A 20,615-nucleotide genomic window follows, 5' to 3' on the forward strand; every position below is an offset into this window, starting at 1 on the left:
TTAAACTGTTTCCGTTTTTAATGCTTCAACCTCTCCTGATACTTTGGGATAAATGGTTGCGTTCTTCAATCTTTTCAATCTTCTCTTGACGTTTCCTCTTACCACATAGTGATCAATGGTAGGAGCAAATACGTTCATTAATAGGATGGCCAAGAAAACGCCTTCCGGATATCCAGGGTTGAAAACCCGAATCATAACGGACATAAATCCAATAAGGAATCCATAGATCCATTTTCCCCTGTTGGTCTGTGAACCAGTAACCGGATCTGTTGCCATAAAGACAATTCCAAAGGCCAGACCTCCTACCAACAGATGTTGCCAGAATTCAAAGCTCATTAAACTATAGAACTTGCTGTATTCCGGAATCCACTCCGCAGCAACAATTCCATTGAAGATCAATCCCATTGCCAAGGAACCGATCACAGCACTCAACATAATTCTCCAAGAGGCTATTTTTGAGAATACCAAGAACAATCCGCCCAAAAGAATAAGCAAGGTGGATGTTTCACCAACCGAACCAGGAATAAATCCGAAGAACATATCCGCTAAATCGTATTTCTGGGATAAATCTGTTGTATTGCCCTGAGCAAGGAATCCAAGTACGGTTTCCCCAGAAATGGCGTCCGCTGTACCAGCACTATCCACGGCACCATGCACCCAAACCTTATCCCCACTCATCCAGGTTGGATAGGCGAAGAACAAAAAGGCTCTGATGGTCAAGGCCGGATTCAAAATATTCATTCCGGTACCTCCAAAAACTTCTTTCCCAATGACCACACCAAAAACAACGGCAACAGCCAACATCCAAAGCGGTAAGTCCACAGGAACGATCAATGGTACCAACATACCGGTAACCAAATAACCTTCCTCAATTTCGTGTCCCTTGATGACGCAGAAAATGAATTCAACGGTAAGTCCCACTACATAGGAGACCACAACCAAGGGCAATATTTTCCAGAATCCCAAAATGAAGTTGTCCCAAGTCCAAAAACCTGAACCAAAAAAGCCACCTGTAACGGCATCAATCTCCCCAAGGGCCAAGTAATGTTGGTATCCTGTATTGAACATCCCAAAAATCAAACAAGGGATTAGGGACATCACCACCGTATTCATGGTACGTTTTAAATCGTCCGCACCTTTTACATGGGTTCCATGATGTGTAATTTCATTTGGTGTAAACAAGAACGTGTGAAATCCGCTAAAAACAGGAAACCACTTTTTATCCTGATTTTTTACTCTGAACGTATGTAATTTTTCTTTCAATCCCATTTTTATCCGATTTCTTGATGTAATAAATCCAATCCTTCCCTAATTATTTGCTGGTGTGGTTGCTTGGAGATACAGATGAACTCCGTCAAGGCAAAATCTTCAGGGGCTACCTCATACAATCCCAATTGCTCCATTTCATCCAAATCCTTTACCATACAAGCTTTTAAAAGCTGTAGGGGATAGATATCCATTGGAAAAACTTCTTCATACTGCCCAGTTACCACAAAGGCCCTGTGCTCTCCATTGGTATTGGTATTGAGGTCGTATTTCTTTTTGGGCTGCATCCAAGAGAAGGTCAATGCCCTTGTTGTAGATACTTTATTGAATACGGGTTTGTTCCATCCAAAGAATTCATAATCATCGCCTTCAGGAATTGCCGTAACAGTGTTATTGTAAAAACCAAGATGGCCTTCCGGATGGGTTTTAGATCCTGTCAACACATCTCCGTTGATCAACCTGTATTTATCTTGAATCACCCCACTTGCGTATAAGAAGGTCGAAATCTCCGCTCCTATTTTAGTGGTGTAGTATTTAGGCGCCTTTATGATGGAACCGGCCAAAGCTACGGTTCGCTCTGCATTAAATTTTCCGGTCAACAACAATTCCCCAATGATGATCAAATCCTGAGGGGATACCGTCCAAACCACTTCTCCTTTATTAATTGGATCTATCTTATTGATTTGCGTCCCAACAAGACCAGCTGGGTGTGGGCCAGAAATTTTATGAACGCTTACCCCATCCAATTGCGCCAACGGGGAATTCCCCAATTTTCCTACGGAAACATGAATCTTTCCAGGAGTCAATTTCCCTAAAGCGGTAATGGCCGCTTTAAGCTGCTCTTCCTTGCCTGCCAAAACATAGTCCGCCTCTGCCGCCAATGGCGCTGTGGTATATCCTGATATAAAAATGGCTTTGGGTGTAGCATCTGGATCGGCAATGATATCATATGGACGCTGCTTCACAAAAGGCCAAGCACCCGATTGCAACAAAAATGCCTTGATGGTTTCTGCATCGGCACCCGCCAAATCCAACGGCTTATGCTGTACGAATTCCTGGGTTTTGTCAGCCAAAATCTTTAGGCTCAAAATCCTTCTCCTTGCTCCACGGACAATTTCTACCAATTCCCCACTAACAGGAGAGACAAATTGCATTTCCTCCTTGTTCTTATTATAGAAAAGAGGTTCCCCTGCCTTGATCTCAGCACCTTGCTTGATATGCATCTTAGGGGTTATTCCGTGAAAATCATCTAGGTTTAGGGCGTAAACGTTGCTTAAAACGGCTTTGGAAGTAGTCTGTTCTGCTGCCCCGACAAGGTTGATGTCCAACCCTTTCTTAATCCGGATGTCTTTAGACATATTGTTGTAGACCTTAGTGTTATGAAAAATCGCAGGCAAATTTAGCATTAAAAGGATAGTTTTCATAATAATTGACCATAAAAATGGGATTACATCGAGCTAAATTTGCTAGGCACACTTTTTGTTTACCTTTACCCAAAATTTGGGCCTAATATGCGCTTATTGATCAAACAATTGTGCTGTTGTTTTTTTGTTACTGGAGTTTTTGCACAGGTGCAAGAAGAAGTAAATCCACCTTCCCACATAAAATCGGTTGTCTTTACAGGCCCAACGGAGGATCAATTCCCCGTTATTCAGCTTGGTGAAAAAATGACATTGGAATTTGACGACCTTACAGCCAGTGAACAAGATTACTACTATAAGATCGTTCACTGTGATTACGACTGGACACCTTCCCAATTGTTAAAATCGCAATTCCTCAACGGAACAGACAACCAGCGCATTATTGATTACGAGAACAGTTACAACACCCTACAACCGTATTCCAATTATAGACTGACCATACCCAACCAAAATGTTGGGCTCAAAGTCAGTGGCAACTACCTACTAGAGATTTACAATATGTATGGAGAGCTCCAATTTTCCCGCAGATTTGTGGTTTACAAGGATCTAGTGAGGGTTGGAGGTACTGTAAAACGTTCCCGGGATTTCCAGTTTTTGAATACGAAGCAAGTAGTTCAGTTTCGCATCAACACCGCAGGATTCCCAGTTGTCAATCCCAAAAAAGAGGTCAAGGTTGCCATAATCCAAAATCATTTTTGGCCCACGGCGATTTACAATATTCAACCCCAATTTACCTTAGGAACGGAATTGGTTTATAAATACGACCAAGAAACGAGTTTTTACGGGGGCAACGAATTTTTGAATTTTGACACCAAAGATTTAAGATCTCCCACTTTTGCCATTTCCAAGGTAGAATTTAAAGACCTGTACCACCATTATCTTTTCACCAACGAGTTCAGACATGATCAGCCGTACACCTATTTTCCCGATATCAATGGGGATTTTGTGATCCGTACGCTTCAGGGCGATGATGTTTCCAGAGAGGCGGAATACTCCAAAGTCCATTTTAGCCTTCCCTACACCAACGACATAGGTTTGGACAAGGTATACGTGTTTGGGAAGTTCAACAACTATGCCTTGGAAGGGGAAAATTTGATGACCTTCAACTCCGAAAATGGAAAAATGGAACTAACCCTACCCATAAAGCAAGGATTTTACAATTATAAATATGTGGTGGAACGGGAGGACGGGGTTGTGGACCTTAACTACGTGGGAGGCAACTTTCATTTCACAGAAAACAATTACCTCATTTTAGTCTATTACCGCGATTTTGGTGACATGCACGACAGCATCATTGGAATAGGCTCCGTAAATTCCAGAACAATCAGCAATTAATTATCTTTAGCCCATAACCTCCATCAGGAAATGGGAAACAAACCAAGCTTAATTTCCAAAGGCCGGTACGAACTGAAGTTTAGGGGTACGGAATGTAAAAATTGCGGTCATCCATTGGATATCAGTGATAAATATTGCCCCAACTGCTCACAGGCCAATAGCACTAAAAAACTGGTTCTAAGGGACTTTTGGGATGAATTTTTCTCCAGTTTGATAAATTACGATTCCAAACTAATCAAAACTCTTTATGCGATGTTGCTAAAACCAGGCACCATCACCAAAGATTATGTCAACGGGAAACGAATTACCTACACCAATCCCTTTAGATTTCTTTTAAGCTTGGCCTTTCTGTACTTCCTGATGTTCACTTACAACAATAGGTTTTCCAGTTGGGACAAGGCTGCGGAAAATTTTAATGGCAAAATTATGAATCCCAGCGCCGTTTCTTTTGATGTGGGTACGGGACAGCTCACTGCGGACAGCACAGAAATGCGTAAACAAACTGAAAAAGCGCTCCAACGGATGGATTCCCTTGGCATGAGTGATGTTCCTGCTACAGCACAATTGAAGTATCTGGATAGCATAGGGGTCTTTAGTGAAAAATTAGCGCAGAACCAAGCTAACAAAGACTCCATGATGCTGGCCAACCCAAGAGCATATTTTGATAGCATCAAAGGCAATTCTGGATTTATTGGATTTGCCGAGAAGATGGAGTTTTTCTCTAAAGTGATTCGGCACGACACCTTGAGCAATTTTGGAGAAGCAAGGGATAGGTATGGGATACAGGAAAATTTCTCATCGAGATTGGCATTTAATTCAACCGCTAGCCTATTACGGGTTATTCGTGAACCGGGAAGTTTTGTAAATACCACCATCTCCAAGCTCCCTTTTGTCATTTTCTTCTTTCTTCCGGTGTTCACTCTTTTCATTTCGATGGTGTACATCAGAAAAAAATATACCTACACCGATCATCTGATCTTTAGTTTTCACAACCAATCATTATTATTTATCTTGCTCATCCTTAGCCTAATAATTGATACTATTTTCAATACGGCCAGTGCAGGAATCTTTTTGTTGATTTTCGGATTTTACCTGTACAAAGCCATGAGACGGTTCTATGGCCAAGGAAGGATAAAGACAATTATTAAATACGTATTTCTGAACACTATTTTTGCCTTTTTGGCACTGTTTGTGTTGTTAGGTTTGTTGACAGGAAGCGTCTTTACATATTAGAATTATGTTCACTCAGATTACCAAAGGAATTAAAGTATCGGTGCAAACCACCTTCGAAGGCACATTTTTTAAGAACTATAAAATGCATTACGCCTTTGGATATACCATTACCATTGAAAATCAAAGTCAGGATACCGTACAGCTTACAGCCAGGCATTGGGATATTTTTGATGCCTTAAAGGAAATGGAGACCGTGGACGGTGAAGGGGTAGTTGGCAAAAAACCTGTCATTAAGCCCGGCAAGTCCCATACCTATAGTTCCGGTTGTCTTTTGGCCTCACCCATTGGCGCCATGCGTGGGTATTATCATATGGTAAATTTCACTTCTACGGAAGAATTTGAAGTGGAGATACCTACCTTCAAATTTTCTGCTCCTTTTGCAATCAATTAATTAAATTGCACATTATCGATTATTAATTATTTCTTTTCCATGTTCCCAAATCTTATTGATAATGCCAAGCTATACTTCCTTTGAACAATTGGAGTGTTGGCAAAAGTGCAGAAAGGTCAGAATATGGGTTGATTCGTTCCTTAAAGCCAAAATTGACAAAAAGGATTACGATTTAGTCCAAAATCTTAGAAGAGCAGCACGTTCCACCACTAGAAACATTGCAGAAGGTTTCGGAAGATTCCATTATAAAGAGAATATTCAATTTTGCAGAATAAGTAGAGGTTCTTTGTTCGAAATCAAGGAAGATTTAATTATTTGTATGGATGAAAATAAAGTGACGAAACAGGAAATCCAACAGGGAATGATTCTTATATCACAGGCCATTTACTCTCTAAATGGATATATCAAATACCTCAACTTGCAATCCAACAATCAATAATTTATAATCCAATAATCATCTATTCTTTTACTACCTTTGGTGGAATTTTTAAATCGTAAAAATACCACTATGGGAAAAGGTTTTTTTCAAGTTCCAACAGCATATAACGAACCTATAAAAAGTTATGCTCCGGGCACTCCGGAAAGAGAGGAAGTGCTACAACAGTATGATGCCTATTATAGCGGAAACGTTGATGTTCCCTTATATATAGGTGCCGAAGAAATCAGGACCGGAAACACCCAAACCATGTCTCCGCCACATGAGCACGCACATCTTGTGGGTCAATACCACATTGCTGATAAAAAACATGTGGAGCAAGCCATCTCCAACGTTTTGGAAGCCAGAGAAAAATGGGCCAACTTAACATGGGAGCAACGTGCCGCCATTTTCTTGAAAGCGGCCGATTTGGTTGCTGGACCTTACCGTGCAAAAATCAATGCGGCCACCATGATGGCACAATCCAAAACCATCCATCAGGCGGAGATTGATGCTGCCTGTGAGTTCATCGATTTCCTGCGCTTCAATGTGGAATACATGTCTCAAATTTATGCGGAGCAACCAGAGTCCGCAGATGGTATCTGGAACCGTGTTGAATATAGACCTTTGGAAGGATTTGTATACGCCATTACCCCCTTCAATTTTACAGCCATTGCAGGGAACCTGCCTGCCAGTGCTGCCATGATGGGAAATGTTGTGCTTTGGAAACCAAGTGACAGTCAAGTGTTCTCCGCCAAAGTAATCATGGATGTATTCAAGGAGGCCGGGCTTCCGGATGGGGTTATAAATATGGTCATGGGAGACCCCATTATGGTGACCGAAACCGTACTTTCCAACCCAGATTTTTCTGGACTCCATTTTACAGGTTCCACTTTTGTTTTCAAGGAATTGTGGAAACAAATTGGGAATAACATCCATACCTATAAAACCTACCCAAGAATAGTTGGGGAAACGGGTGGAAAGGATTTCATATTGGCACACCCAACGGCCAAACCGGAACAGGTTGCTACCGCTATCATCAGAGGTGCTTTTGAATTCCAGGGTCAAAAATGTAGTGCTGCGTCCAGGGTATATCTCCCAAAATCTACTGCCAATGAGATACTGGAATTGGTAAAAACAGATATAGCATCCTTTAACAAACCAGGTTCACCCGCAGATATGAGCAATTTTATCACCGCTGTGATCCATGAAGGTTCATTTGACAAGTTGGCCAAATACATTGATCAAGCCAAAGCGGATAAGGATGCCGAGATCATTGCAGGTGGTGGATATGACAAATCCAAGGGATATTTTGTGGAACCTACCGTCATCTTGACCCAGGACCCAAAATATACGACCATGTGCACTGAACTGTTTGGCCCTGTTGTGACCATATACATTTATGAGGATGCGGATTGGAGTGAAACTTTGAAGTTGGTAGACAGTACTTCGGAATATGCATTGACCGGAGCTGTTTTGTCAACTGATCGTTATGCCATTGAAGAAGCCACCAAAGCATTGCAAAATTGCGCTGGAAACTTCTACATCAATGACAAGCCTACAGGGGCAGTTGTAGGACAACAACCTTTTGGTGGAGCAAGAGCTTCGGGAACCAATGACAAAGCTGGTTCTGCACAGAACTTATTACGTTGGGTTTCTCCAAGATTGATCAAGGAAACCTTTGTAACCCCCGAGGATTACAGATATCCTTTTTTAGGGTAGTACAAGTAAACTTATGGACGTTTCAGCCTATTTGAATAGAATCAACTATACAGCTAGTGTTGGAACCGACAAACAAACCCTCTTTGGACTTCAAAAGGCACACTTACTCAGTGTGCCTTTTGAAAATCTAGACATTCATTACAAAGTCCCGATTACTTTAGAGACAGCATCTTTCTTTAATAAGATAGTGCTTCAAAATCGCGGTGGTTTTTGTTATGAGCTCAATGGTCTTTTTTATGAACTTCTCCACGCAATTGGGTTTGATGTACATAGGGTTTCAGCCAGGGTCCATGATAAAAATGGTGTCTATAGTCCAGAATATGATCACATGGCTCTTTTGGTAACCCTAGATGGCATGAAGTACCTGGTAGATGTAGGTTTCGGAAAATTTATCCTGGAACCGCTGACCATATACCTAAATGTCCTCCAAAATGACCCCTACGGCACTTTTGTTCTAGATCCATACGAAACGGATCTCGCTTACATAAAGGTTAGTGAACTATCCAATGGAAATCGGGTACCTCAGTATATTTTCAATCCCAAACCCAGGAGTTTGGATGAATTTGAGGGCATGTGCAACTATCATCAGACCAGCCCCGATTCCCATTTTACAAGAAAAAAGGTAATTTCCTTAAGCAACAAAAAAGGTCGTATCACCCTCAATAACAATAGTTTAAAAATCACAGAAGGATCAAAGACCAAAGAAGTCCAATTTAATGAAAATCAGTTCGAGGAATACCTGAAAAAGTATTTTGCCATAGATTTGAATAGTGCAAGCTGATACCACATATAGAGCCTTTTTTCTTATCCCTCCAGAGGTACAACTTCTGGATTTTGCAGGCCCCGCCCACCTATTTTATGAGGCCACTTTGTATGGAGCCAACATTCAAAACCATTTTTTAAGCATGTCATCCACGCGGGAAGAGGTGACTTGTGCTGGGGTATCCTTAGGTAAACTACAACCCTATGATGCATTTGAATTGGGACCAAATGACCTTCTTTTTATTCCTGGGTTGGAAGGGTGGATTTTTGCAGAGCCGGGCTATGCGGCCAAAAACCAAGAATTCATCCTTTGGTTAAAAAATCAATATGGTACTGGGGCTCAAATATGCTCGGTTTGTACGGGAGCGTATATTGTGGCTTATGCTGGACTTTTCAATGGCAAGAATTGCACCACCCATTGGAAGTATTTGGAAGATTTTCAAAAACGATTTCCACAATCCAAACTACTTGTTGATCGATTAATCGTAAAAGATGGGAATTTATATTCCAGCGCTGGCGTGTCATCCGGAATAGATTTGGCCCTTTTTATCTTGGAAGAACTATTTGGGCCGGTCTTTGCCACCAAAATTGCCAAAGCGGTGGTCATTTACCTCCGCAGAACGGATAGTGACCCCCAATTGAGTGTATTTCTTCAGTATAGAAACCATTTGGACAACCGAATCCACCAAGTACAGGATTATTTGGCTCAGAATTTGGCCAAAAAGACCAATTTGGAAACCCTGGCGTCACATGTCCACATGAGTCCGCGAAATCTAAGTCGCTTGTTTAAAAAAGTCACTGGAATCACCGTTGGAAGCTATTTGGAAAAGCTTCGGGTGGAGCGCGCTGTCCAGCTATTATCGGATGGCTCTAAAGTGAGTGCCGCCTCCTTGGCCTGCGGCCTTCGGAGCAGCAATCAGCTTAGGACATTACTAAAAAAACATACGCATTCCCTTCCTTCAGAATGGCAAGGATAATTGTCCGTATACTGCGCCTAGTTGTCCTTTCTTTAGTTCTTATATCGGTATAATTTTGTTTCATCATCAAACAAGAAACAATGAAACAGTCTTTTTTTATTATCACACTACTTTTTATGATTTCCAACGGCCTTGCCCAAGATTCGCATATTCCATCCACCAAATACATTTGTCCACCTTGCAACATGTCCTGTGACCAAGTGGAACACGACGGCCCTGGTATCTGTACGGATTGCAACATGGTCCTGATTCGAAAGGATTTGTCCAAGACCATAGCCTTTTACCTCCAGGACGGTGTGGAAGTCCTTGATTTTGCGGGCCCTATGGAGGTTTTTGTATATTCAGGATACAAAGTATTCACCGTTTCGGCCACCCAGGAGCCTATCATTTCCCAAGGCACGTTAAAGGTCATCCCAGATTACAGTATTGAGAATGCCCCTAAGGCGGATATTTTAGCCTTTTTTGGAGGCAATTCGGGAGCCGCATCCCAGAACAAGGATGTTATCCAGTGGGTTCAAAAACAGGAGGATGTACAATACCACTTTTCAGTATGCACAGGGGCATTTGTCCTTGCAGAGGCAGGCCTTTTGGACGGCAAAAGCGCAACCACTTTTCATAGTGCGTTGAATAGTCTGGAAAAGGACTATCCAAAGATTGACGTAAAAAAGGACGCTCGTTTTGTGGATAATGGCAAAGTTATCACTACCGCAGGGGTATCTGCTGGAATAGATGGCGCCTTGCACTTAGTAGCCAAACTTCAAGGACTAAATGCAGCCAAACGTACGGCCTACTATATGGAATACGACAATTGGAAACCAGGTGACGGATTGATTTTGTCCAACGACAGTCCTTATAACCAGTTGGCAAATGCAAGCTTTTACCGTGAATTTGAGGGGAAATACGAATATGAGGATGGAAGTCAGATTATAGTTGCCTACAACGGCGAAAAGGAAAGTCTGCAAGCGCTGATCAATGGAATTCCTTATCCAGTGTATCACGAAAGTGAAGATATGTTCTCCAATGTAAATAGTGAGCCCATATACTTTAAAAGAAACGATGCCAACCAAATTATTGGTTACTCCCTCACCCAAAAAGGGGCTGTGTACAAGAAGTTGTAATTACAGAATCCAATCAAATTAACATACCAAACAATCCTTGGAAAGGCCATGGTTATTACCCATGGCCTTTGGCTATTTAATAGGTGAAACTTCAGATGGTATGCTAAAAATACCCCATCCATAGATCCAAAAAGGGCAACCGTCAGATCAGCAGCAGTTTAGCAGAACCCAATACCTACATTTCCCTTTTAAACGGGGTACAGGCATAAAATTTCAATTATTCATCATTGAACGATGCCGTGCAAGACCCCATTATATTAGGGTTGTTATGATGAGAATACTACCTATTGTACTCCTGTGTATTTTATTTAGTCCAACCGCTTATGGGCAATGTCAGAATTGTGGGGATCCTTCCAATTCAATTTCTTATAACGGAGACGGAACCTTTAGTGCAACCGATGCCCAGGCCTATTACTGGGAAATTTGTAGCGGTGACGCCAGCATTATGGGTTCAAACACTGACCAAAAAGTGGCAGTAAGCTGTGGAAATGGAGTTTTTCAACTCAAACTGGTTCGTTTTACAAATGGGAGCTGTGTTGAAACCTGTGTATCCCACGAGTGTGAAAATGGCATGATCGGAGAAGGTGGTGGCAGTGAAGGTGGAGGGGGCATGGGTTCATCTGGAGATTGTCCTTCCGTGGATGATATCATATTCTCCAATGAGGCCGGAAATGGATTGTGCGCCACGGGAATGGCTACCATAGAAAATTTGGAGAACATCAAATCCATAAAATGGACGTGGGCCTTGGCAGGACACACCGGAACAGTTGTGACCACAGGCAATACGGCATCTTTCTACTATCCACCAGGAAACTGGACCAACTACTATATGGCTGTTTGTGCCGAAGTAACTCTTGAAAATGGAACAGATTGCATTAAAAAATGCAATAGTTTTCTGTTGGATTGTGGTGGAAATGGAGGAAACAATGCAAAATCAATCATGTATCCCAATCCAGCCAAAACACAACTTACTATTCAATCCAATAATCAGAATTCCAAAATAGCTCAGGTTAATATCCACAATAGCTACGGTGTCCTAGTCCAGTCCATCGGTAATCCAGACATGGAAAATCCCATACATCTATTGGAAAAGGGGAATGGAATCTATTTTGTGACCGTACATTTTGGTGATGGTTCTACCGAGTCCAAAAAACTGGTAATAAATAATTAGAGACAGCTAAAAATCGTCATCAAGACAATTTATATGTAAATTTAACGTTAAGTAATTGTAAAGTAAACGTAATCCATTTATCTTTAGGAACTAAACCATCAAATTATGACTTCACGGATGCGTATTTGGGGAAAAATGGTGGCTGATAGGTACGAAAGCATATGGCAATACTTAAAGGCCTATGCCAAAAAATGCAGGCTGTTGTATTATGACACCTTGAGCATTTAATGGGGTACCTTGTATTTTTGAGGTAAATACACCACCTTTTTGGTTTCAAAAAAATCTTCGGAAAAATAATCCTTCAAATCAAAAACTTGGGCGTTTTGATAGGGCTGTAATTCCTCTGACAGGTCGCCACCTTTCAAGTAGAGAATCCCATTTTTTCTACTATGCATCGAGTCTTTTTTGATTTTCCCCTTCGTCCAACGAACAAAAGTGGGCATGGCGGCAACTGCCCTGCTGACAATAAAATCAAATTGTTCCTCCAAGTCCTCAACCCTTGCGTGCAAAGCTTTCACATTGTCTAACTGAAGTCCATCCACCACTTCCTGTACCACACGTATTTTTTTGCCAATGGCGTCCACCAAAGTGAATTGGACTTCGGGAAAAAGGATGGCCAACGGTATTCCTGGAAAACCTCCTCCGGTGCCCACATCAAGGACCGCAGACCCTGAATTGAAAGTTTGAATTTTGGCTATCCCCAGTGAATGCAGTACATGGCGCAAATACAACTCGTCAATATCTTTTCTGGACACTACATTTATTTTCTTGTTCCAATCCTGATATAATGCCTCCAAAGCCCGAAAATGCTCCTTCTGTTTTTCGGTGAGTGTCGTAAAATAGTTAAAGATCAAATCTGAGCCCATTTGTTAACTGTTAATTTCGGCAAAATTAATACTTTTGGGCACCTAATTTTCGTTTAGAAATGGAAGTGGCTATTGCAAGACATTAATAGCTATTTTTATAAAAAGATATTTTATGGAAAATACCATACGGTTTTCAAGAAAAGATTCCGCACAATTTTTTAGAACACTGAACAAACGGGTTAACCAGTACTTTAGTGAAAACCAAATCAAGAAAACCGGTAATTGGAAACTTCACTTGAAAACTATAGTGATGTTCGCCGTCTTTTTGACTCCCTATTTTTTAATGCTGACCTTAAACTTACCTTTTTGGGGCTATATTTTGTTGTCCATAACCATGGGTGTGGGTATGGCCGGAGTTGGGATGAACGTTATGCACGATGGTAACCACGGCTCTTATTCCACCAAAAAATGGGTGAACAAGTTAATGGGGGGCAGTATCTACATTTTGGCAGGTAATGTATACAATTGGCAGGTACAGCATAATGTGTTGCACCACACCTATACCAATATCCATGAGCACGATGAAGACATGGAAGCAGGGCGAATCCTTCGTTTTTCCAAACACGCAGCTTGGCAGAAACACCATAAATTTCAGCATTACTATTCCATTTTCTTGTATGGACTTTTGACTTTCAACTGGGCCATCACCACAGATTTTCAGCAAATGTATCGGTACATGAAACGAAAGCTGTCCTATGGAAAATTACCCAATCCGGTTATCAATTGGAGCACCTTGGTCATTACTAAGGCCATATATATCACTATTTGGATAGTGCTTCCATTGATTTTTGTTGAAATTCCTTGGTGGCAAGTACTATTGGGCTTCTTTATTATGCACTATGTGGCGGGAGTGATTCTAAGTGTGGTTTTCCAGCTGGCTCATATTGTCCATGACGCAGAAACTCCGCTTCCAGAGAAAGATGGTACAATGAAAAATACTTGGGCCATCCATCAGCTTGCTACAACTGTAAATTTTGGAACCAAAAACAGGATTGTCAATTGGTTTACCGGTGGATTGAACCACCAAGTGGAGCACCATATATTTCCTAACATCAGCCATATTCACTACACAAAAATTTCCAAAATTGTGAAACAGACGGCAAGGGAATTTAATTTGCCCTACAACGAATATAAAACTACACGAAAAGCCATAATTTCGCACTTCAAACATCTAAAGGAGTTGGGGAAAAACCCAGCCCTTCAATTTCAGTAAAATAGCAAGGTCCATGAGCAACCAACTTTCTGAAAGAATTAATAGTTTAGTTCCTTCGGCAACCCTTGAAATGGCGGCAAAAGCCCGTGAGCTGAGAGCTTCAGGAAAAGATATTATTGGTTTAAGTCTGGGAGAACCGGATTTCAATACACCAGATTACATTAAGGAAGCGGCCATTCAGGCCATTAATGATGGATACAACTCCTACACTCCGGTTGACGGTTATGTAGAACTTAAGGATGCCATCATCACCAAATTTCAGCGGGATAACGGCATTGGTTATGACCGCTCACAAATTGTGGTTTCCACAGGGGCCAAACAAGCTCTTTACAATGTGGCGCAAGCCTGTTTGGACAAAGGCGATGAAGTTATCCTACCTTGTCCATATTGGGTAAGCTATAGCGATATTGTAAAATTGGCCGATGGAGTTCCCGTAGAGGTTACCACTTCCATAGAAAACGATTTTAAAATGACCCCTGAGCAATTGGAGGCGGCGATTACGCCAAAGACCAAAATGCTTTGGTATTCCTCTCCTTGCAACCCAAGTGGTTCCATTTATAGCAAGGAAGAACTAAGGGGGTTGGCCGATGTGCTTCAAAAACATCCCCAAATTGTTGTGGTCAGCGATGAAATATACGAACACATCAACTATGGGGTAACCCAGCATGCATCTATGGCCGGTTTTGAAGACATGTATGATCGCACCGTTACGGTAAATGGGGTAGCCAAGGCTTTTGCTATGACTGGCTGGAGAATCGGGTATATTGGAGCCCCCACCTATATTGCCAGGGCTTGCAACAAATTGCAAGGTCAGGTGACCAGTGGTGCCAACTGTATTGCGCAGCGTGCGGTAATCACCGCTCTTTTGGAACCACCAAGCAGGGTTCAATACATGGTTGACGAGTTTAAAAACAGGCGAAAGCTCATTTTGGGACTCCTGAATAATATTCCAGGTTTTAAATGCAATGAGCCACAAGGTGCTTTTTATGTTTATCCAGATGTATCAGCCTATTTTGGAAAGACATTGAACGGCAAGAAAATTAACAATGCTTCGGATTTTGCGATGTATTTGTTGGAAGAAGCCAATGTGGCCACTGTTACAGGTGATGCCTTTGGAAATGGAAATTCCATCCGTATTTCCTACGCGGCCAGTGTGGAAGAAATCAAAGAAGCCATTGCGCGAATTAAGGCCGTTGTCTAACTCACATCCGTAAAAAGAATATAAGGGGTTTATCTTAAGATAAACCCTTTTTTCATGGGGTCTTTGGGATCCAAAACAAAGGTATGCATCCCTGTTATGTGAGCCGTGCCCTCAACCTGGGGAATAACCGCGGTAAATGGACCATAGTCCACTTCCTTCACCACACTTCCAACAAATGTGGAATCAGTGATGCTTTCTATGACCATTGCTTGGCCAGATTTTATCTCATTCCTTGCATAATGAATGGCCATTCTACCAGAAACACCGGAACCTGTGGGACAACGATCCACTTCTCCCTCGGCGAAAATGCAGACATTTCTACTATCCACCCCTTGAGTTTCGGAACCATCAATAAAGATAGTGCCGTAAAGAAAACTCAAATCCCCTTCAAAAGGATGCAAGATCTCTTGGTCTTGCTCCATCACGGCATGTTTGATATCCATTCCCTTTCTTATCAAATCCTGATATGAATTTGAATCCAGAGCCATTTGCAACTTGTTTTTCCTAAGATCCACATAGGTATAAAAAGCGCCGCCGTATGCCAAATCGTAGGTCACCTCTCCCAATCCTTTCACCGTTACTTTTCTATCCAATCCCACTACAAAGCTGGGCACACAATGAAATCGAACTCCTTTTACTTCTTTCCCCTCTATTTCAACATAGGAGTAAATTCGTCCGCAAGGAGCGTCAATTTTCAACTCAGTCACTCCTTCTTTTTCATCAACCCACCCCATCTGAACAGCCAGGGTGGAAATGGCTATGATGGCATGCCCACACATGGTACTATATCCCTCGTTGTGCAGGAAAATAATCCCAAAATCGCCTTCCTCGTCATTAGGAGGTAGCAGTATACAGCCATACATATCCGCATGCCCTCTGGGCTCAAACATCAAAGCTGTTCGCAGTTCATCATAGTGCTCCTTGCAATACCTTCGGTATTCCAGCACGTTGTTCCCTTTCAATTCTGGAAAACCGCCCACTATCACGCGAAGGGGTTCACCTCCCGTATGCATATCTATGGTCTTGATTTGCAACCAATCCTTGGGTGGATCAAATGTGCTGTTCTCTAAAATCCTATCGTACGTTTGTCCCATTCTTAAAATTTGGAATAATAATAGCTTGCGGCAATTAAATCTTCCAAGGCATGTCCCACGGATTTAAAAAGGGTTATTTCATTTTCAGAAGTCCTACCAGGAACAGCCTCCGCACACAAGTCAAACAAATCCGCTTTGATATCCGACTCCTTCAAAAGTCCATTTTTTAACGGGATGGCGATATCGCCGCTTTCCTTTAGCCCACCTTCGCGAGTATCCAAAAAAACCGACGCCCTCCGAATGGTCTCATCATCCGATTCCCTCATATTGGGCTTGTAGGCTCCCACCAAATCAATATGCTGTCCAGGAACAAGGTCGCTTCCAAGCACCAAAGGTGTTTCTGAAAGGGTCGCACAAGACACCAAATCCACATCCCTAATACAAGCTGCTACACTGGGCACACTGCAAACTTCAAAAGGTTCTTGGGAAAGTTCCTGACATATCGCCTCCGCTTTTGCCTGGTTTCTACCCCATACATATACCTTTTTTATGGGACGAACCGATGCATGCGCCCTGATCAGATTGACGGATAAGGCTCCGGTACCAATCATAAGCATGGTCTCCGTATTTTTCCTGGATAGAAAAGACGAAGCCAAAGCAGATGTCGCGGCAGTGCGCTTGGCAGTTAAATTCTTTGCCTCCATGATGGCCTTTAACACCCCTGTACTGGCATCCAAGTACAAATAACTCCCCTGAATGGACGGTAGGTCGAATTTGTCATTTCCCGGGTTCACCGTTACCACTTTAACTCCTGCTTCATTGCCTGGATTCCACGCAGGCATTAATAGCAATGTGGTATCTTTTTGGGTCTCTGGATTTGGAAAATCGTGATGATGACGCTTGGGAACCAGTATCTGGTTGTTTGCAAATCCTTCTTGCAGCGCCTGGGTCAATTCCAAAAAATTGGTGTGCTTTTCAATAAATTCCGAGCTGATCTGTAGTGGTTGCATGTCTAAAAAATTAGAACTAAAATGAACTTCAACAGGACATATCCGCTACAATTTTCCACTCGCCGTCAATTTTTCGAAGAATAATCAAAAACACCCCATTGGCATCTCCAGCTTTTCTTTTTAAATGGTACTGCCCCATAACATGATAAGAATTGGACTCTATTTGGGTCATGTCATCAATAATGAAATTCAAGGTTCCCGTTTCATCCTTGGTCGGATATCTTTTTTGGTAACCTTCCAATGTTTTTTGCCAGCCCAAGGTCAAGCCATTGGCTCCATAAAACTTCAGGGAATCGCTCTTCCAATAGGTTTGCATAAACCCCTCAAGATCGTGATTGGACCACGCTTTTTCTTGATTTCTTAGCAAGCTAATTATTTCATCTTTATCGGTTTCTTCGGAAGTATTGCAAGCCGTGCATAGGAGCAACGTCCCAATAAGGAAAGTAAATATTTTATTCATGATGTCCAGTTAATTTACTTCGGAATGGAAAACTACGTTTTTTTCCAGAAATATGGGGTCATCAGGATAAGAACCGTAAAAAGCTCCAATCTACCCAAAAGCATAAGAAAGCCACACCACCATTTGCCCGCTGCTGGAAGACTGGCATAGTTGCTTACAGGATTTAGGTCACCCAAAGCAGGCCCTACATTACCCAATGATGAGGCTGCACCACCTATGGCAGAAACAAAATCCAGCCCCATAAAGCCCAACACCAGGGATCCTATGATAAATAGCAACATGTAAAGCACAAAAAAGGCGATAATATTGTAAACAATATGCTCGGTAACTGTCTTTTCGTTATATCGAACAGGAATTACGGCATTGGTGTGCAAGGTGCGCTTAAACTCCAAAATTCCATTTTTAATGATCAACAAGTGTCGCATCACCTTGATTCCCCCGGCTGTAGATCCGGCGGATCCTCCCAAGAACATCAAACCAAAAAAGAAAACGGTCAAAAAAGAGGTCCAACTCGTAAAATCCGCCGTTACAAAACCTGTAGTGGTCACTATGGCCACCACTTGAAACAAGGCATGCCTAAAGGCACTTTCCGTAGCTCCCCACACCATGGGATGGAAATCGGAAACCGGAACCTCCACCTTATAATTCACCACCAAAAAAGCAGCCAAGGCAAACAGCACTATAAAAATGGAGTAGTATTTAAACTCCTCATCTTTAAGAATTCGTTGGACTTTTCCAGTAAACGCGAAATAGCTCAACACAAAATTGCTCCCTGCCAAGAACATGAACAAAATGGTAATGTATTGAATGATAGGTTGATGGTTCCAGTAGGCCAAACTGGCATTTTTGGTAGAAAATCCACCTGTGGAAAGCGTTGCCAAAGCGTGGTTCATGGCATCAAAAAGAGACATCCCTGCCAAATTCAACAGTACCGTTTCTGCCACGGTATAACCGAAGTAAATGAGCCACAATCGCTTTGCTGTATCCGTTATACGTGGGTGCAACTTGTCTCCGGCGGGGCCTGGAGCCTCCGCTGCAAAAAGCTGCATTCCCCCTATTCCTAAAAGTGGTAAAATGGCTATGGCAAGTACAATGATACCCATCCCTCCTATCCAATGCGTGAGGCTGCGCCAAAACAAAATGCCTTTGGGCAATGCCTCTATATCATTCAAAATGGATGCCCCAGTGGTAGTATACCCTGAGATGGTTTCAAAAAAAGCGTCAGTAATACTTGGGATGGCTCCGGAAAAAAGGTAGGGCAGCGTCCCGGAAATGGACATGATGATCCAGCCGAAGGTCACTACAATATATCCTTCCTTACGTTTAACTTCCTTCCTATGACCGCGGGTATAGAACATGGCCATGACCCCAAACAGCATGGTTACAATGGCCGCCAAACTGATATCTAGGGTAACACCATCCTTGTACAGTCCGCTGACAAATGCCGCCACCAACATAAAGGAACCATTGCAGAGTAGCAATAATCCCATTATATGAACAATTATTCGCGTATTAAGGCCCATTATAAGAAGAGCTTTTCAATCCTTGGGATGGCCTTGGGCAAGCAACAGACCACAACACGGTCCCCTTCCAAAATCTTGAAATCCCCAAGAGCAATAATTCCCTTTCCATCACGGATTACACCCCCAATGCTTGCTTCGCGAGGGAAATTCAATTCCTTGATAATCTCCCCGTTGACCAAGGAAGTCGGTTTAACCTCAAACTCGAGAATCTCTGCGTTAAGGTTATTCAAGCGGGTAAGGGCCAAGACTTCCCCTCTTCGGATATATCTAAAGATATTGTTGGCCGCAAGCAGTTTTTTGTTGATAAGTGTATCCACCCCGATGGACTGGGAAAGCTGGAAATAGTCCATATTTTCCACCATGGCGATGGTCTTCTTTATCTTTTTTGATTTTGCAACCAAGCAGGACATGATGTTGGTTTCCGAATTTCCTGTTACCGCAATGAACGCATCCATGGAATCCAAACTCTCCTCGTCCAATAGCTCAACATTCCTTCCATCCCCATTGATGACCAGGGCATGCGGAAGATCATCCGCTATATCAAAGGCCTTTTCCTTGTCCTTTTCTATCAACTTTACATTGAACTTTTTGGTACAAAGGTCCCTGGCTGTCTTGAAGCCCACCTTGCTCCCACCCAAGATCATCACATTTTTAATCTCCTTTTTTTGCATTCCAGTTAGTTTGTAGAGTTCCTCTACCCCTTCACTGGTGGTTATAAAGTATACCTGATCGCCTTCCTTAAAAACGGTATCACCTCTTGGAATCAAGGTGAATTGGGTGCCCATGCGTTGCAATGCAATGGGCATAAAGTGCAGTTCGGGAAAAATTTTGGCGGCTTCTTTTACCATCTTGCCTACAAACGGGGCTGCTTTAGGAAGAAAAACACCGATCATGGTCAACAGCCCGCCCTCAAATTCATAGGTGTCGTTAAAAGCGGACTGATTCAATAATAACTGAATCTCAGTAGCGGCCAATTCCTCCGGGGATATCAATTCATCGATTCCCAACTCATCAAACTTGATGAGTTCCCTATTATCCATGAACTCGGTATTGGAGATTCTGGCGATGGTACGTTTGCACCCCAATTGTTTGGCCAACATACAAAGGGTCAAATTGGTGGTTTCCGAAGCCGTAACCCCTATCACCAATTCGGAGCTCTGCACCTTGGCATCCCGTAAAACTTCTATGGAGGTGGCGTCACCGCGAAGGACGCGAATATCCAAATGATTGTCCGCATAGGTAAGGCTTTCCTTGTCCGTATCGATCAATGTGATATCCTGTGCTTCATAAGACAAGAGTTTTGCCAAATGAAAACCTACTTCACCAGCTCCGGCTATAATAATCTTCATCGATTAAAATAAGATGTTCTTAATAAATTCAATTCGTGCTACAAATGGTAAAAAAAGAATAGAGATTTGGTCCAAAAAGACACATACGTAACATGATACGGAAAAGCTTTCCTTTGTTGTACGGCAAAATTACACAATTATTTTTGTA

The 20,615-nt window shown here is 42.3% G+C and carries 20 protein-coding genes; 12 read left to right on the top strand and 8 right to left on the bottom strand.

The features are described from left to right. On the bottom strand, positions 1-1,269 hold the full coding sequence (locus tag ACRHOZ_RS15345; RefSeq protein WP_431127201.1) for an NADH:ubiquinone reductase (Na(+)-transporting) subunit B: 1,269 nt from the start codon (positions 1,267-1,269) through the stop codon (positions 1-3). A gap of 2 nt (positions 1,270-1,271) precedes the next feature. Beyond that, a complete protein-coding gene (locus tag ACRHOZ_RS15350; protein WP_431127204.1) occupies positions 1,272-2,624 on the bottom strand; it encodes a Na(+)-translocating NADH-quinone reductase subunit A in 1,353 nt (450 codons plus the stop codon). 153 nt (positions 2,625-2,777) lie between these two features. On the opposite strand from ACRHOZ_RS15350, the gene ACRHOZ_RS15355 reads away from it, so the two are divergent. The 10 genes from ACRHOZ_RS15355 (at position 2,778) to ACRHOZ_RS15400 (ending at position 12,039) form a co-directional block, all read left to right on the top strand. After that, complete coding sequence (locus ACRHOZ_RS15355; RefSeq protein WP_431127206.1) at positions 2,778-4,022, top strand: DUF5103 domain-containing protein; 1,245 nt, start codon at positions 2,778-2,780, stop codon at positions 4,020-4,022. Positions 4,023-4,052: 30 nt separating this feature from the next. Beyond that, complete coding sequence (locus ACRHOZ_RS15360) at positions 4,053-5,255, top strand: DUF3667 domain-containing protein (RefSeq protein WP_431127209.1); 1,203 nt, start codon at positions 4,053-4,055, stop codon at positions 5,253-5,255. Positions 5,256-5,259: 4 nt separating this feature from the next. Beyond that, entirely contained in the window at positions 5,260-5,646 is a 387-nt protein-coding gene (gene apaG, locus ACRHOZ_RS15365; protein WP_138838430.1) for a Co2+/Mg2+ efflux protein ApaG, read from the top strand. A gap of 61 nt (positions 5,647-5,707) precedes the next feature. Further along, entirely contained in the window at positions 5,708-6,085 is a 378-nt protein-coding gene (locus ACRHOZ_RS15370) for a four helix bundle protein (RefSeq protein ID WP_420398879.1), read from the top strand. Between the two features lie 69 nt (positions 6,086-6,154). Continuing rightward, positions 6,155-7,783 carry an L-glutamate gamma-semialdehyde dehydrogenase gene (pruA, locus tag ACRHOZ_RS15375; RefSeq protein WP_431127213.1) on the top strand — a complete coding sequence of 543 codons (1,629 nt, stop codon included), beginning with the start codon at positions 6,155-6,157 and terminating at the stop codon, positions 7,781-7,783. 13 nt (positions 7,784-7,796) lie between these two features. Further along, positions 7,797-8,564, top strand: a complete 768-nt coding sequence (locus ACRHOZ_RS15380; RefSeq protein WP_431127216.1) for an arylamine N-acetyltransferase family protein — start codon at positions 7,797-7,799, stop codon at positions 8,562-8,564. Next, positions 8,554-9,522: a GlxA family transcriptional regulator gene (locus ACRHOZ_RS15385; protein WP_431127219.1), complete on the top strand. Its 969-nt coding sequence runs from the start codon at positions 8,554-8,556 to the stop codon at positions 9,520-9,522. The genes ACRHOZ_RS15380 and ACRHOZ_RS15385 overlap by 11 nt, the downstream gene beginning before the upstream one ends. 80 nt (positions 9,523-9,602) lie before the next feature. Further along, entirely contained in the window at positions 9,603-10,640 is a 1,038-nt protein-coding gene (locus ACRHOZ_RS15390) for a DJ-1/PfpI family protein (RefSeq protein WP_431127222.1), read from the top strand. A 268-nt stretch (positions 10,641-10,908) separates the two neighbouring features. Then, positions 10,909-11,811 carry a T9SS type A sorting domain-containing protein gene (locus tag ACRHOZ_RS15395; protein ID WP_431127225.1) on the top strand — a complete coding sequence of 301 codons (903 nt, stop codon included), beginning with the start codon at positions 10,909-10,911 and terminating at the stop codon, positions 11,809-11,811. Positions 11,812-11,916: 105 nt separating this feature from the next. Beyond that, positions 11,917-12,039: a hypothetical protein gene (locus ACRHOZ_RS15400; protein ID WP_431127228.1), complete on the top strand. Its 123-nt coding sequence runs from the start codon at positions 11,917-11,919 to the stop codon at positions 12,037-12,039. Here ACRHOZ_RS15400 and rsmG read toward each other — a convergent pair. Then, the gene (gene rsmG / locus ACRHOZ_RS15405) at positions 12,036-12,677 is read right to left on the bottom strand and encodes a 16S rRNA (guanine(527)-N(7))-methyltransferase RsmG (RefSeq protein ID WP_431127231.1); all 642 of its coding nucleotides are present in this window, start codon (positions 12,675-12,677) and stop codon (positions 12,036-12,038) included. The two genes, ACRHOZ_RS15400 and rsmG, sit on opposite strands and share 4 nt — an antisense overlap. Positions 12,678-12,789: 112 nt before the next feature. Here rsmG and ACRHOZ_RS15410 point away from each other — a divergent pair, with 112 nt between their 5' ends. Together ACRHOZ_RS15410 and ACRHOZ_RS15415 are read left to right on the top strand one after the other, a co-directional pair. After that, a complete protein-coding gene (locus tag ACRHOZ_RS15410) occupies positions 12,790-13,890 on the top strand; it encodes a fatty acid desaturase family protein (RefSeq protein ID WP_431127234.1) in 1,101 nt (366 codons plus the stop codon). A 13-nt stretch (positions 13,891-13,903) separates the two neighbouring features. After that, a complete protein-coding gene (locus ACRHOZ_RS15415) occupies positions 13,904-15,091 on the top strand; it encodes a pyridoxal phosphate-dependent aminotransferase (protein ID WP_431127237.1) in 1,188 nt (395 codons plus the stop codon). A 29-nt stretch (positions 15,092-15,120) separates the two neighbouring features. On the opposite strand, the gene ACRHOZ_RS15420 is transcribed toward ACRHOZ_RS15415, so the two are convergent. From ACRHOZ_RS15420 to trkA, 5 genes are read right to left on the bottom strand one after another with little or no spacing between them, the layout of a single operon-like run. Then, complete coding sequence (locus ACRHOZ_RS15420; protein ID WP_431127239.1) at positions 15,121-16,185, bottom strand: proline racemase family protein; 1,065 nt, start codon at positions 16,183-16,185, stop codon at positions 15,121-15,123. 2 nt (positions 16,186-16,187) lie between these two features. Beyond that, positions 16,188-17,135, bottom strand: a complete 948-nt coding sequence (locus ACRHOZ_RS15425) for an ornithine cyclodeaminase family protein (RefSeq protein ID WP_431127242.1) — start codon at positions 17,133-17,135, stop codon at positions 16,188-16,190. A 28-nt stretch (positions 17,136-17,163) separates the two neighbouring features. After that, positions 17,164-17,595, bottom strand: a complete 432-nt coding sequence (locus ACRHOZ_RS15430) for a YybH family protein (RefSeq protein WP_431127245.1) — start codon at positions 17,593-17,595, stop codon at positions 17,164-17,166. A gap of 32 nt (positions 17,596-17,627) precedes the next feature. Beyond that, entirely contained in the window at positions 17,628-19,118 is a 1,491-nt protein-coding gene (locus tag ACRHOZ_RS15435; protein WP_431127248.1) for a TrkH family potassium uptake protein, read from the bottom strand. Continuing rightward, positions 19,118-20,467, bottom strand: coding sequence for a Trk system potassium transporter TrkA (trkA, locus tag ACRHOZ_RS15440; RefSeq protein WP_431127252.1), 1,350 nt, complete (start codon positions 20,465-20,467; stop codon positions 19,118-19,120). The genes ACRHOZ_RS15435 and trkA overlap by 1 nt, the downstream gene beginning before the upstream one ends. Positions 20,468-20,615: the final 148 nt, after the last annotated feature.

Source organism: Flagellimonas flava, assembly GCF_050617915.1.
Taxonomy (GTDB): Bacteria; Bacteroidota; Bacteroidia; order Flavobacteriales; family Flavobacteriaceae; genus Flagellimonas; species Flagellimonas flava_A.